At 59.8% G+C, this 14,401-nt stretch carries 9 protein-coding genes; 8 read left to right on the top strand and 1 reads right to left on the bottom strand.

The window, feature by feature from the left end; genetic code table 11:
* Positions 1-32: 32 nt before the first annotated feature.
* From QWY74_RS05340 to QWY74_RS05310, 7 genes are all read left to right on the top strand, one after another.
* On the top strand, positions 33-2,597 hold the full coding sequence (locus QWY74_RS05340) for a hypothetical protein (RefSeq protein WP_290313949.1): 2,565 nt from the start codon (positions 33-35) through the stop codon (positions 2,595-2,597).
* A gap of 162 nt (positions 2,598-2,759) precedes the next feature.
* A complete protein-coding gene (locus QWY74_RS05335) occupies positions 2,760-7,832 on the top strand; it encodes a DNA methyltransferase family protein (protein WP_290313948.1) in 5,073 nt (1,690 codons plus the stop codon).
* A gap of 130 nt (positions 7,833-7,962) precedes the next feature.
* Complete coding sequence (locus tag QWY74_RS05330; RefSeq protein WP_290313947.1) at positions 7,963-8,475, top strand: PEGA domain-containing protein; 513 nt, start codon at positions 7,963-7,965, stop codon at positions 8,473-8,475.
* A gap of 102 nt (positions 8,476-8,577) precedes the next feature.
* Complete coding sequence (locus QWY74_RS05325) at positions 8,578-9,660, top strand: toxin-antitoxin system YwqK family antitoxin (RefSeq protein WP_290313946.1); 1,083 nt, start codon at positions 8,578-8,580, stop codon at positions 9,658-9,660.
* Positions 9,661-9,688: 28 nt separating this feature from the next.
* Positions 9,689-11,350: a hypothetical protein gene (locus QWY74_RS05320; RefSeq protein WP_290313945.1), complete on the top strand. Its 1,662-nt coding sequence runs from the start codon at positions 9,689-9,691 to the stop codon at positions 11,348-11,350.
* A complete protein-coding gene (locus tag QWY74_RS05315) occupies positions 11,347-12,072 on the top strand; it encodes an OmpA/MotB family protein (RefSeq protein ID WP_290313944.1) in 726 nt (241 codons plus the stop codon). Before QWY74_RS05320 ends, QWY74_RS05315 begins: the two co-directional genes overlap by 4 nt.
* Complete coding sequence (locus QWY74_RS05310) at positions 12,069-13,295, top strand: HNH endonuclease (RefSeq protein WP_290313943.1); 1,227 nt, start codon at positions 12,069-12,071, stop codon at positions 13,293-13,295. The genes QWY74_RS05315 and QWY74_RS05310 overlap by 4 nt, the downstream gene beginning before the upstream one ends.
* Before the next feature lie 108 nt (positions 13,296-13,403).
* On the opposite strand, the gene QWY74_RS05305 is transcribed toward QWY74_RS05310, so the two are convergent.
* The gene (locus QWY74_RS05305) at positions 13,404-14,132 is read right to left on the bottom strand and encodes a plasmid pRiA4b ORF-3 family protein (protein ID WP_290313942.1); all 729 of its coding nucleotides are present in this window, start codon (positions 14,130-14,132) and stop codon (positions 13,404-13,406) included.
* Between the two features lie 17 nt (positions 14,133-14,149).
* On the opposite strand from QWY74_RS05305, the gene QWY74_RS05300 reads away from it, so the two are divergent.
* Positions 14,150-14,359 carry a type II toxin-antitoxin system PemK/MazF family toxin gene (locus QWY74_RS05300; protein WP_353960313.1) on the top strand — a complete coding sequence of 70 codons (210 nt, stop codon included), beginning with the start codon at positions 14,150-14,152 and terminating at the stop codon, positions 14,357-14,359.
* The last annotated feature ends 42 nt before the right edge of the window (positions 14,360-14,401 follow it).

Below are 14,401 nucleotides of genomic sequence, written 5' to 3'. Positions count from 1 at the left end.
CCCACCGCCGCTCGACGCTAAAGGAGGCCGCCATGAAGTTCCCATCGTCTTCCAACCGGGTAGCGCCCGCCAAGCCGCAAGCGCCGGAATCCGAAGCGAGCGCAACAAAGGGCTCGCGGGCACAGGCCGACATCGCCCCGGTGGATGTGCTCGCCGGCTTGGGCGGTGCCGACCGCGACATGCTGGCCACCTTTCTCGCCCTGTTCGACGACAGCCAACTGAAACGCCGCATGGCCAAGCGGGCCGAGAGCGCCTACGACTGGCTGACCAGCAAGACCAGCCGACAGAACGAGGCGGACGCACCACCGGCCTTGCCCGACCCGGACAGCGCCGAGCAAATGCGGGAAGATGCCCGCGAGCTCGGCGAGCGCCAGCACTACTGGCGCAACAGCGAGCACAGCGACGACATGCTGCGCCTGCTGCTGTGGGTGCGTCTGCGCGAGGCGCTCGACCTGCCTGCCGAGCTGACCACCACCCATCGCGGCTGCCACCACCTGGCCGACGACATGGTGGCCAAGCTGCTCAATACCTTCGACTCGCCCGACCAGAAAAAATCCAGCCAACGCTGGCTACAGAAGCTCGGACGCAACAAGGACGGCGGCCACGATGCCACCTTCTCGGATATCGTCATCCCGATTCTCGACCAGCTTCTCAAGGAGCAAAGCGACGACGAAACGCCCAGCCAGCGCGCAAAGGATCCGGAAGCGCGGCGCCAGGAACTGGCCGAAGCCCTTTCCCTGATGGGCAGCCTCAACAATGAACAGGTCAAACGGGCACTGAATGGCGAGGGCGTCGACAGAATCAATGACGCCGCCGTGCGCAATACCGCCATGCTGGGCGGTTCCATGGGCGCCCTGGGCACCGCCGTGGGCGCCAGCGGCTTTGCCCCCTATTTACTGGCCGCCAAGGCCTCCGCCTTTGTGCCCATGGTCAGCGGCCCGGGACTTGTCTCCTTCGTCGCGGTCATCAGCAACCCCATTACCATTGCGCTGGTGAGCCTGGGGGGTGGCTACCTCGTCCTCAACAAGGCCAGTGATAGAACCAACGCCCATGTTGCGTCGCATATCATGGCCCTGCTGGCCCTGAACGGCCTGCGCAGCGGCAGACAGGCCCTGACAAATACACTGCGAGCCTTCGCCCTGACGCCCCACCTGACCCATGGCGCAGACGCCACCCACAAGCGCAGCGGCCACAAGACCGCCGCACGCTATCAGACGGCCTGGCAACGCCTGGCAGGGCTCGCCGACATGCCCGACCCGCGCCCCAGCGCCGAAATAACGACGCTCATGTCACGCCCGCTGGAGCCGACCACCGGCAGCGAGGCCGGCAATATGGCCGCCGTAACCGGCCTGACGCTGGGCGACATGCTCTATAACCTGGCCGCCATCGACCCCGGTGTGGTCCAGGCCGCCGACTTCTCGCGCAGCGCCGATATCGACAGCTCGCTGGCCTTTGCCAACCTCGCCGAGCAGATCCAGGAGAGCCACCCGGCCGCCGCAACAGGCGCCATCAACCAGCTCAAGGGCTACGTTGCCGAGCACGCTGTTGCCGCTCAACTCATCGCCCAGGGCCACACCGTCAGCCTGCCGGATAGCGCGAGTCAGCCGGGCTGGGACCTGCTGGTCGACGGCCAGCCCATGCAGGTCAAGTTCCATGATGGCCTCGGCGGCCTGCAGCAACACTTCCAGTTCTACGATTACCCGGTCATCGCCAATACCGAACTGCAGGGCCAGGTCCCCGCGGAGTGGCGCGAGCATGTCTTCTTCATCGACGGCCTGAGCAACACCCATGTCGAAGCCCTGACCCGCGCGTCCCTAGAGGCCGGCGCCGAGGTCTTCAATCCGGAAGTCATCCCGGCGCCCGCCCTGGTGACCCTGACCCGCAGCATGCTTGCCTACCGCCGTGGCCAACTCAGCGCCCGCCAGACCCTCGAACAGATCATGCTGGACGGCTCCGTACGCATCGGCCTGGCCGGTGCCGGCAGCGCCGCCGGGCCGTTCATCGGCACTGCCCTTTTCGGCCCCGCCGGCGGCGTGGTGTTCGGCGTGGCGCTGCCCGTTCTCTCACAGGCCCTGACGCCGCAGGTGTCGCGAAGCATCAAACACAAAGCCTCGGGGGAACAATACCGCCAATGGTCAGCCACCGCTCACCAGCATCTGGACGCCCTGCATGGCTGCCTGCTCGACGCCCTGGCCGACAAGCGCCAGCAGATCGACAGCAAACTGGCTGAATGCCCCGACACTCCGGAAGGCGCCTATCTGCGCTGGCGGCTCAACGACGACCGCCGCCACAGCCAGGAGGTACAGATTCACCTCTGCCACCTGCGAAAGGCCGAGGAACCCGGCGCCGAAAAGCGCCTGCGCGCCACCCTGGAGCTACTGGCCCTCGCCGGGTTACACCCCGTGCACTACCAGGCTGAACTGAGCACTGTCACCCGCCACTTCGAACAGCGCCCCGGCCTCGGCGCAACCGTCAAGGACTGGACCAGCACCGCTGCCGAGGGAGCTCTGGTCGGTACCCTGGCCACCGGCATGGCGGTGTCGGACACCAGCAAGGCGGCTTGGAAAGCGTGGCGCAAGAGCCGGGGAAAAAAGTGATATGACACCGCTACAAGGGTACCGCAAGGGGCGCCGAGGCCATGCCGAGGCGCAGACGCGACGCCACTCAGGGCCCCTTCATGGCGCCTCCTGGAAAACCTGACGACGGTAAAGCCCCGAGCAGCACGGCGACCCGCAACACGAACATCAGAGACAGCGCCCATGGCACACGCAGGCATCATCAACGACAACGAGTTCTACAGCGAGCACTACCTCGCCGATATCTTCGAGGGCGACATTCGTGGCGTCATCGAGGCCTGGCAGCAGCGCGCCAACGAGTCCGGCGGCGAGACGCCCTGGGCCCTGCTGCGCCGGGGCGCCCATGAACGCCTGCGCGAGATCGAGGCCACCCAGGCACTGGCGCGCCGTGGGCGTGCCGGCGAGGCCGTGGAGGCCGCCCGCGAGCTGGCCCGCCCGCTGCTCGAGGCCTTCGGCTACAGCCCTGCGCCCGAACGCCGCCCCCTCGGCGACGACGCCGAAGTGCCGCTGCTCGCCGAACTCAAGGACAGCAACAACGCACCGCTGCTGTGGGTCATCGAAGCCCTGCCGATGGAAGAGCCCCAGGGCGACCCCCTGGCCGCCACGCCACTGGCCGCCCAGTACCTCAGCTTCGATGAAACCCCGCTGCCCGCCGCCTTCCAGCGCGAACTCAACGGCGAAGCACCGCCCAGCTGGCAGAGCCTGCTCTCGCGCCAGGTTTTCGCCCGCGAACAGCCGCCGCGCTGGGTGCTGCTGGTAGCGCCCCACCAGTGGGTGCTCATCGACCGCAGCCGCTTCGCCCGCGGCCAGTTGCTGCGCTTCGACTGGGTCGAACTGCTGGCACGCCGCGAGACCGACGCCCTCAAGGCCACCAGTGTGCTGCTGGGCCGCGAATCGCTGCTCGACGCCAATGGCCAGAGCCTGCTCGACAACCTCGACGAGAACGCCCACAAGCACGCCTACGGCGTCAGCGAGGACCTCAAGTACGCCCTGCGCGAGGGCATCGAGCTGCTCGGCAACGAAGCCGCCCGCCAGCTCATCGAACGCGCCCGCCACCGCAAGGAAGGCATCTACTCCGGCCAGCTCGACCCCGACCAGCTCTCCCGCGAGTGCCTGCGCACCATGTACCGGCTGCTGTTCCTGTTCTACATCGAGGCACGGCCCGAGCTCGGCTACGCCCCGGTGGACAGCGCGGTCTACCTCAGCGGCTACTCCCTGGAGGGCCTGCGCCAGCTCGAACTCACCCCGCTGACCAGCGAGCGCGAACGCCAGGGCAGCTTTCTGCACCACTCCATCACCCGGCTCTTCCGCCTGGTGCATGAAGGCGTCGAAGCACCCAGCAACGAACAGCTCGACTTCGACGGCATTGGCGGCACCGGCCAGGATGCCTTCACCCTGCCGGCACTCAAGAGCCACCTCTTCGACCCAGAGCGCACACAACTGCTCGACAAGGTGGTCTTTCCCAACGTCATCTGGCAGCAGATCATCCAGTTGATGTCGCTCTCGCGCCCCGCCAGGGGCCGCGGCAACCGTCGCCGCGGGCGCATCAGCTACGCCCGCCTGGGCATCAACCAGCTCGGCGCCGTCTACGAGGCCCTGCTCAGCTATCGCGGCTTCTTCGCCGAACACGATCTCTTCGAGGTCAAGCGCGCCGGCGAGGCCAACCCCGACCCGCTGGCCACCGGCTACTTCGTCACCGCCGAGCAGCTCGAACACTTCAGCGACGCCGAACGCGTCTTCGACCGCGACGAAGACGGCTACCAGCAACTTCGCCGCCACCCGCGCGGCCGCTTTCTCTACCGTCTGGCCGGGCGCGACCGCGAAAAGAGCGCCTCCTACTACACCCCGGAGGTACTCACCCGCTCGCTGGTCAAGTACGCCCTCAAGGAGGTCTACGCCGAGCAGCTCGACCCGCTGCCCGACGACGCCGCCCGCGCCGAGCGCCTGCTCAGCCTGACCCTTTGCGAGCCGGCCATGGGCAGCGCCGCCTTCCTGAACGAGGCCATCGACCAGCTCGCCGACAAGTACCTGGCCCTGGCCCAGAGCGCCAAACAGCAGCACGACCCCACCGCCGAGCGCATTCCCCAGGCCCACTACGCCGCCGAGAAGCAGCGCGTCAAGATGTACTTGGCCGACCACAGCGTCTTCGGCGTCGACCTCAACCCCGTGGCCGTGGAGCTCGCCGAGGTCTCGCTGTGGCTCGGCGCCCTCTCCGCCGACCGCTTCGTGCCCTGGTTCGGCTTTCAGTTGCGCACCGGCAACTCGCTGATCGGCGCCCGCCGCGAGGCCTACCCGGCCAGCGCCCTCGGCCTCAAGGCCAAGGACCCCGCCGCCTGGCTCAACCGCGCCGGCGACGCCGTGCCACTGGTCGTTTCGAACGACGAGCACAAGACTGCAGAGGAAAAGGCCGAAATAGCCAATTCGTCTTCGAGCAATGGCCAGCACGCGGCGCGCGATGCGCAGCAGGCGAGCGCCGCGCCACCAGGTGATGGCCTGGCGCCCACTCAAGGGTTGGAAGAAAGCCGAATCTGGCACTTTCTGCTGCCTTTCACCGGTATGGCCGACTACACCGACAAGGTCGCCAAGCAGCTCTTCGGCGATGAACTGGCCACCATCAAGCGCTGGAAGAAGGCCTTTACCGCGCCCTTCAATGCCGAGGAACGTCAGCGCCTGGAACGCCTGAGTCAGCAGGTCGAGGCGCTGTGGGTGGAACACGCCCGCGAACTGGCGCGCATTCGCACCCGCACCAGCGACCCCTACCCCATCTATGGCCGCGAGGCCAGCGGCGAGCCCACCAGCCTGGCTTTCAAGGACGCCATGGAAGCCTCGCTGACCCAGCGCTACCAGGAGAGCGCCCCGGCCTACCGCCGCCTCAAGCTGGCCATGGACTACTGGTGCGCGCTGTGGTTCTGGCCCATCGACCGCGCCGAGGAGCTGCCCAGCCGCGAGGAATGGCTGTGGGACCTGGAAACCCTGCTGCTCGGCGACACCATCGGCGCCGGCCCCAGCCACGACATCCCCGACCTCTTCCAGCAGGAGCCCGAGGGCACCGAGGAAGGCCAACGCTTCGTCGACCGCTTCGGCGTGGTCAAGCTCGCCACCCTGTTCCGCGCCTGCCCGCGCCTCAAGCTCGCCGACGAGCTGGCCGAGCAGCGCCGCTTCTTTCACTGGGAGCTGGAATACGCCGACGTATTCTCCGGCGCCGTCAGCGGCCGCCGCGGCTTCGACCTGGTGCTGGGTAACCCGCCCTGGCTCAAGGTGGAATGGCAGGAAGGCGGCATCATGGGCGACCACCAGCCCGCCTTCGCCCTGCGCAAGACTTCCGCCAGTCAGCTCGCCACCCTGCGCGAACAGGCCTTTCACGACCACCCGGGCCTGCGCGACGCCTGGCGGCGCGAATACGAGGAAAGCGAAGGCACCCAGGCCTTTCTCAACAGCGCCGCCAACTACCCGCTGCTCGCCGGTCAGAAAGCCAACCTCTACAAGTGCTTCCTGCCCACCGCCTGGCGCCTGGGCAGCGAACAGGGCGTAGCTGGCTATCTTCACCCCGAGGGCATCTACGACGATCCCAAGGGCGGCAGCTTCCGTGAGGCGGTCTATCGGCGGTTAAGGGCGCATTTTCAGTTCCACAATGAAATGCGGCTATTTGCCGAGGTCCACCACGCCACCATGTACAGCATCAATATTTATGGCCCCGAGCAGGAAGCCGGTTTTGTGCACATGGCCAACCTCTTCGCGCCGAAGACCATCGATGCCTGCTTTACCCACAATGGCGAAGGCACCGTGCCCGGCATCAAGGAAGAAGTCGAGATCAACGGCAAACCCCGTATCACCTGGAACACTGATGGCCATCGCGACCGCTTGATCGAGGTGGATACCAAAACGTTGCAACTCTTCGCCACCCTCTACGATGAAGACGGCACACCGCCGTTGCAGGCACGCCTCCCCGCTCTGCATGCCCGCCAGTTGCTCAACGTTTTGAAACGCTTCGCCGCCCAACCCACGCGACTTGGGGACCTTGGAGGTGACTACTATTCCACCCAGCACTGGAACGAGGTCAACGCCCAGCAGGACGGCACCATGCAGCGTAGCACCCAGTTCCCGGATAGCGCCGACCAATGGATTCTCAGCGGCCCGCACTTCTTCGTCGGCTCGCCGTTCTACAAGACACCGCGCGCCGTCTGCACCGGCAACAGCCACTACGACGTCCTCGACCTGGAACGCCTGCCCGACGACTACCTGCCGCGCACCAACTACGTCCCGGCCTGCGACCCCGACACCTACGCCGCCCGCACCCCCCGCGTCAGCTGGATCGAGGAAGGCGAAAGCCAGCCCCGGAAAGTGACCGAGTATTATCGCTGGGTAAATCGGCGTATGTTCGGGGCTTCCTCAGAAAGGTCTTTAATCGGCGCCATTGTTCCACCCGGGACAGCACATATTCACCCTGTGCTATCCACGACGTTTAAAGACCCAAACAAGGCAATTGCTTTCGCGGCTTCTTGCTATTCAATAGTCGCCGACTTCTTCCTTAAGACAACGGGTAAAGCCGACGTCTATGAGTCAACATTAAGATCTTTCCCATACATAGAGTCAGCAGCTCTGGCAAACCGAGTTCTAACGTTGACATGCGTGACCAACCATTACGCAGACCTCTGGCACTCCTGCTGGCAGGATGACTTCCGCCAGGCCCAATGGGCCAGAGATAGTCCGCTACTCGATCACGACTTCTTCGCCAATCTGACGCCGGAATGGCAGCGCCATTGCGCCCTGCGCAATGACCACACCCGCCGCCAGGCACTGGTGGAAATCGATGTGCTGGTCGCCCAGGCGCTGGGCATTACGTTGGAAGAACTCAAGACGATTTATCGCGTCCAGTTCTCCGTCATGCGCCAGTACGAAGCCGACACCTGGTACGACGCCCGCGGCCGCATCATCTTCACCCCCAGCAAGGGCCTCGCCGGCGTCGGCCTGCCGCGCAAGGCCAACAAGAAGGAACTCGACCAGGACATCCACTACTCCATCGAGTCACCTGAGCGGACCGGCTCTTCAAATCAGTACGGCATCGCCCTCGGCTGGGAAGACGTGAAAGACATGCAGGCAGGCGTCGTCCGCAAGACCTACCTCGACGACACCCTCCCCGGAGGCCCCTGGGAAACCACCATCGAATACCACGCCCCCTTCACCCGCCCCGACCGGGAGAAGGACTACGAACAGGCATGGTCGTTTTTTGAGGAGCCCTCTGAGGAAGGCACATAAGAAGTAACAAAAGAATGAAAAATACAGCCGTCGCATATTGGCGACAGCAAATAAATATGAAACAATTTATAAGCCAGTAAAAACTTGGCTTAAAGCGCAAAACCAATACGCAAGGGTTACAAGGATCATTATGAAACTGTTGAAGATCACCGCCGCCATCGCCACGCTGACCATGATGACGGGTTGCGCCAGCATCGTTGGTGAAAAGGAGCAAACGGTCACCATCAATAGCACACCCAGCAACGCCGAAGTTCTCATTACCGATGAGAAGAGCCAGCGCGTGCACTCCGGCTCCACGCCTACCACGGTTCAACTTCGCAAGGCTGATGGCTCCTACTTTGGTGGCAAATCGTACAATGTGGAGATCAGCAAGGACGGTTATGAAGACCGCACCATGATGATCAACTCCACACCCAACGGTTGGTATGTGGGTGGCAACCTGATCTTTGGCGGCCTGATCGGCTGGCTCATCGTGGACCCGCTGACCGGTGCCATGTACAACCTCAGCCCTGACACCATCAACGCCAGCCTGGATGAGAGCGTCGCCACTACAGAAGATGGTGCGCAGGAAATCTCGGTTGTATTGATCGAGGATGTCCCGCAGGAAATGCGTCAGGACATGCAGTACCTCGGCAAGCTGTAAGCAGCCTGGCCAACCAGTATCTCAGGTGCCACCGGCAGGTGACACCTGAGGTGTTTGAGTTATCAAGTTCACTCCATTTCTCATTCTGAAAAGTACAGTGCCATGCCTTTCTTCAAAAACGTTGGAAAATCATTAAAAACAAGTGGCAAGGCACTCAACAGCTTTGGCCAAATACTTAATGGAGCAATGGAGGAGCTTGAAGAAATAAGTCATCAAGGGGTCTTGAAAACGAATGTCCGGAAGCTTGAAAGAAACATAGCCACCCTTGAAGGGCATCCTGAAAACGACAGTGAACTCCAAGAAAAACGTCACGAGCTTATCGACTCTTACGAAAGAGTTATATCAGCAGTACCCGAACCCGAAAAAACCTCATTCAGAGAAAAAAAAGAAAAACTAATAGAAAAGTCTGAAATAAGAACTATACAAAACCTCAAGAACTTAATAAATCAAAATCAAATAATTTCTTTCGAAAAGAGCTTCGATCTTGCAATAGAAAAAATTAAGCACTTGGAAAAAATACAAAAAAACGCAAAAACAATGCGAGACCTCGCAGAAAAAAACAGCCTCTCATCAGATGCATCACATGCTTCCAAGATTCTCTCTTCAACATCTGCGGAAATAGAACGCCTGCAGAAACTCCGGTATACGCAAGACGTTACATACTATTCTTCCGGAAACCTATACAAAAAAATTCATAAATATGATGGAAAGCCGCATGGCGTCCTGGAACAGTGGCATGAAAACTCCCAGAAAATGGCTGAAACAAACTTCTGCATGAACAGAGTGGATGGCATATCACGCTATTGGGATGCTCAAGGCATCATGCTCTCTAAAATCACCATCCACCAAAAACCAACCAACAGACCAGAAAAAATAGAACAGCATAACTATTACGCAAACGGCAACACACACTCAAAAATTATTATTCAAAACAACATACAGACAATCTCTATTTTTGAGGAAAACGGAGCCCATCTAACAACCATAAAGAAAAAAGGAAAAACAAAACCCAGTAAAATCAAAATATTTTTCCTGATGTTTCGCCCCTCCATTATTAAATTTCTGCTACGTTACAGAAAAAGCCAGACCAAACAAGAAGAGGCTCAGGAAATGAACAGGATACTTCATGAGTGCATGGATTTTCTTGAGGAAACCTCAAATTACATCTTGAACCCACCAAGCTAGCACCCTAAAAGACAGGATATCACTTATAATGCTCGAAAAAATCGTCATCTTCCCATCCTTTCTTGAGAGCTTACTGGCTAGCACTAAAGCGGACCATGTCACCACATTTTTTTTAGCAACAATCACTCTTTTCTTCCTTTTATCTTTATTTTTATATAAAAAGGACAGGTATCGTAGCTTCACTCACTACACGCCCAATCTGCTAACCTCGCTTGGGATCTTGGGTACCTTCATTGGTATCGTGATTGGCTTGCTTCATTTCGATACCGACAACATCGATGACAACATCAGCCAATTGCTTGGCGGCTTGCAAACCGCTTTCATGACCAGCCTGTTTGGCATGGCCATGACCATCTTCTACAAGCTGATCACCAGCCTGCCCTGGCTTCAACCCAAAACCGATGTTGCCAGCGGTCCCGATGAGATCGGCCCGGAACATATTCACCAACTGATGCGTGAACAGAACGACAACCTCGCACAGTTGCATCAGGCGATTGCCGGCGACGACAGCGACACTCTGACTGGTCAGATTCGCATGTTGCGACAGAATCAGGATGACAATCACAAGGCCATGGCTCGCGAAGCGGCACGTCAGGCCGAAGCTGCCGAAAAGCTGGAACAGCACGCCAAGGCCCAGCAGCAGCGATTCGATGAATTCTCTACCGAGCTCTCGAAGCAGATGCAGGATTTTGCCGAGATGATGTCAAAATCCGCCACCGAGCAGGTTATCAATGCTCTCAAGGAGGTCATCCAGGACTTCAACAACCAGTTGACCGAACAGTTCGGCGAAAACTTCAAGGCGTTGGATGCTTCCGTGAAGTCGCTGGTCGATTGGCAGGAGAACTATCGCCAGCAGCTTGAAGAAATGCGCGATCAATACGCCCAGGGCGTAACGGCCATCACCCAGACCGAATCCAGTGTGTCGGCCATCAGCGAAAAGGCCGATGCCATTCCCGAGGCCATGCAGGGGCTCGAGACCCTGTTGAATACGGCCCAACACCAGATCAATGAGCTGGAATCTCATCTGGCCGCCTTCCAGGAGATGCGCAACCGCGCCGTGGAGGCCGTGCCGGAGATCCGCTCACAGGTCGAGTCCACCGTAAATGATGTCAGCCAAGCGGCGCAGAGTGCGGCCCAACAGCTTTCAGAAGGCAGCACAAGCCTCAAGGATGAAATGATTCAGGGCAGTGCACGCATCAATCAGGAAATGATCGAGGGTGCCACTGGGCTGAATGAGCGCTATAGCCGGGTGCATGAATCCTTGCAGAGCACCTCTGACCATATTGCAGAGCAGTCGGAACAGATTACCACCACCTTGAAAGACGCCGGAGAGCAGACCAACCAGCAATTGCGTCAGTCCCAGGCACAGGTTCAGGAAATGATCGACAGCCTGCAAAAGCAACACCGGCAAGCGCTCGAATCGGCCAGCGAACAGTATCAGCGCGACCTCAGCAGTACCTATCAAAAGGTTGAGGCTGCCATGCAGCAGGCGGCAGAAAAGACCGGTGAATCGGTGAACAAGCAGTTCACTCAGCTGGATTCGGAAATGCAGCAGGAGCTGACCAAGGCCCTGCAGCAGATGGGTGACCAGTTGGCGCAGATTACGGGACGATTCACTCAGGATTACAAGCAACTCACCGATCAGATGCAGCAGGTCGTCCAATCCGCTGACCGGGAGCCGTTTCGATGAGTCGCATGCAGTCACTGTTTGGACGCGGTAACGCGGCCGGCAACGAGGATGAACACCACTGGCTGAGCGTATCGGATCTGATGGCCGGCCTGATGATGGTCTTTCTGTTGATTTCCATTGCCCTGATGCGCCATGCCCTGCAGGAACGGGATCGCGTGACGCAAGTGGCCGAGGCGTATCAGGAAACCCAAGTAGCCATCTATAACGCCTTGATGGACGAGTTCGCCGATGACCTGGATGCCTGGCAGGCCAAAATCGACTCGGACTCATTGGCTCTGACCTTTACCGCGCCGGAGGTGCTGTTCGGACGTGGCTCGGCCGCACTGCAGCCCCGCTTTGAAAACATCCTGAGCGATTTTTACCCGCGTTACCTGGAGGTATTGGCACCTTTCCAGGATGCGATTGAAGAAACCCGTATCGAGGGCCATACCTCCAGCGTCTGGAATAATAGCGTCAGTGAGGATCAGGCATACTTCCTGAACATGCGGTTATCTCAGGACCGAACGCGCTCGGTACTGCGTTACCTGTACCAACTACCGGCGACCCAATCCCGCAAGCAGTGGGTCAAATCCAACACTGCCGCTGTCGGCCTTTCTTCATCCCAGCCAATGCCGGATGGCAGTGGCCAGGAAGACCACGAAGCTTCACGCCGCGTCAGCTTCCGTATTCAGACCAATGCCGAGAGTCAGATTGGTGAGATCCTTTCCGAGGTTGATGCATGAAGCTGGATCTGGACTTCAGCGCCCTGATGGCAGCTGTCAGCCGGATTGGTCGTCCGCTCAAGGGGCTGACTCTCACCACTTCTACATCCCGTGAACAAGCGACTCAAGATAGAGTACCAAAGCCACCCGCAGTGCCCCCAGGTGGAGAGGTCTTCGCGCCTGAAAAAATGCGGGAGGTGCAGTCTCGGGACGGCTTGCTTGAATTCCGAGGCCAACAGATTCTGTTGTATATGCCCGGGCACCCCCAGAACCGTTTTGAGCAAGCTATTCAGTACCCTTCTTCAGGCAACAAAGTCCATGTGGCCTGGTGCAAGCACCTGGAAGAAATGAAACGCTCCGGCTTCTTTAAGCGTTACATCGGCATCCAGGATCAAGGCGGGGAATTTCGCATCCATTCTCGTCAGCAGCCGAACCATGAGGTCAAGGTGCCGCTCAAGGTATGCAAGTTCTGTCTGACCAAGATTAACTACAAGGGCTTCTCTCGCCCTGGTAATGCCGCGGCGCATACCCACTTCTCATTCGAGGAATTTTTCCAACACTACGAGTCCTTCTTCCCGAGTCATCCGGCCCCGGAGCCCCTCTCTCACGTGGAAAAAGGCTACAGCCAGGACTGGCCGGACATTTCCCGACAGTATCGGCAAAGTCAGCGCTACACTTGCCAGGAATGTGATGTCGAGCTGGAACGCTACCCGCAGTTGTTGCACGTGCATCACATCAACCGGCAGCGCGACGATAACCGTTGGCAGAACCTGCGCGCGTTGTGCGCGGACTGTCACAGCAAACAGCCCGGGCATGATCACATGGTGGTCTCCCATGAAGACCGTCAGCTTATTGCCCACTTGCGACAACAGCAGTCATGCGCCAACACCCACAGTTGGAAGGAAGTGCTCGACCTGGCGGACCCTGGCCTCAACGGCCTGATTCCCCAGCTCCAGTCACTCCGAGCACCGATCCCCGAGGTGGGAGTGGATATTCAGGCACCGGACAACAATATCGTCGCCAACCTCGAGTTGGCCTGGTCGGGCACACGAGTCGGTGTCGCCATTAGTGAGGAAGATCTCGAACACGCCAGACAGAATGGATGGAAAGTTTTCGGCATCGAAGAATGTCTGGAAAGCCCGCAGCAGCTTCTTGGCCTGCTGTCTGGCACCGGGCAGTCAAGGCGTTCTCAAAGCAACTCGCGTTCGCCCTTTGGTGACTTTGATGACGACATCCCATTCTGAAGCCGTATGGCTGATGCCCGACGTCCGGTAGCTCGAGCACACCTCAATACCTGCAAGTACCTGATCGTGACCTGAGTAGTGCTGATATGCGAGGCGCCACACCGCCCGCTATTTCTTTTTGTTCCTATCGATCTCGGCCTGCACTGCCTGCATCAGCTCCTCGACGTTATAAATGCCCTGCGCTTCGAGCATGGCGTCTAAGGGGCTGCCTTGGCCACGGCTTTTGCTTCTCAATTCACGCTTGGCCACGTTGGCGTCGCGCTCCACTTTCGAGCGCCCGCCACGGCGGAAACCGGCCTGGATATGTTCGAGCATGAAGTCGACTTCGTCTTCATCCAGCAGGTGCGGGTCGAAGTGGCCGTCCAGGGCTTCCAGTACCATCTTGCCATGCTCGTCGTCTCCCCCGGCGGCGGCGATCTTGAGGGCTTCATAGCCGGGGATACCGCCGATGTCTTCCGGCGGGCAGGCCATGGCGCCGTCGATCAATCGCGGGCAGGGGTTGGTTTCGTCGAGGCCGGTGGCTTCCACCGTGATGCGGTGCTCCCAGCCATCACCGAAGTCGTACATGTAGTGGAAGGTGTTGTCCGGGGCTCGGGCGGCGATGCGCTTGAGTTGGGCGTTGCGCGCCATGGCGATGGGCCTGTCACCCCACTCGTCGGGCTCGCCGTAATATCGGCCATCGCACTCGAATTCGAAGAGATGATAGTCATACCAGCCCATGGCGGCCTGTATCACGGTATGCAGGCGTTGCAGGGTGATCTGCTCGGGCACGCGGACCCGCCGCCAGACCAGGGGGGCGGTGTCGAGCAGTTCGATGCGAAGTTGGATATCCGGCATGGTAAGCATCTGTCTGGTTGAACTTGAGCTCGGTATTCCACAGGCGCGGTGGCCGGGGCCAATGCCGACTGCCCCTGAGAAAGGCAAGTACGACCACCACCGGCGTGGTGTTGTGCAGCCAGTTACGTACATTGGATATCGAGGCCCGTCAGGGGCGCTGGGTGGAGAGTGTTCCGCCAGAGATCATGGATGACGTCCTGGCCAGATTGGCGACCCTGATGAGCTGACGCCTCAAGTTTCGCTGCCCCTTTGCCCTGGTCGAGCGTTTG

This window comes from Halomonas almeriensis, assembly GCF_030409235.1.
In the GTDB taxonomy this organism is placed as follows: Bacteria; Pseudomonadota; Gammaproteobacteria; order Pseudomonadales; family Halomonadaceae; genus Halomonas; species Halomonas almeriensis.
This window is presented reverse-complemented; position numbering and strand designations above follow the sequence as displayed.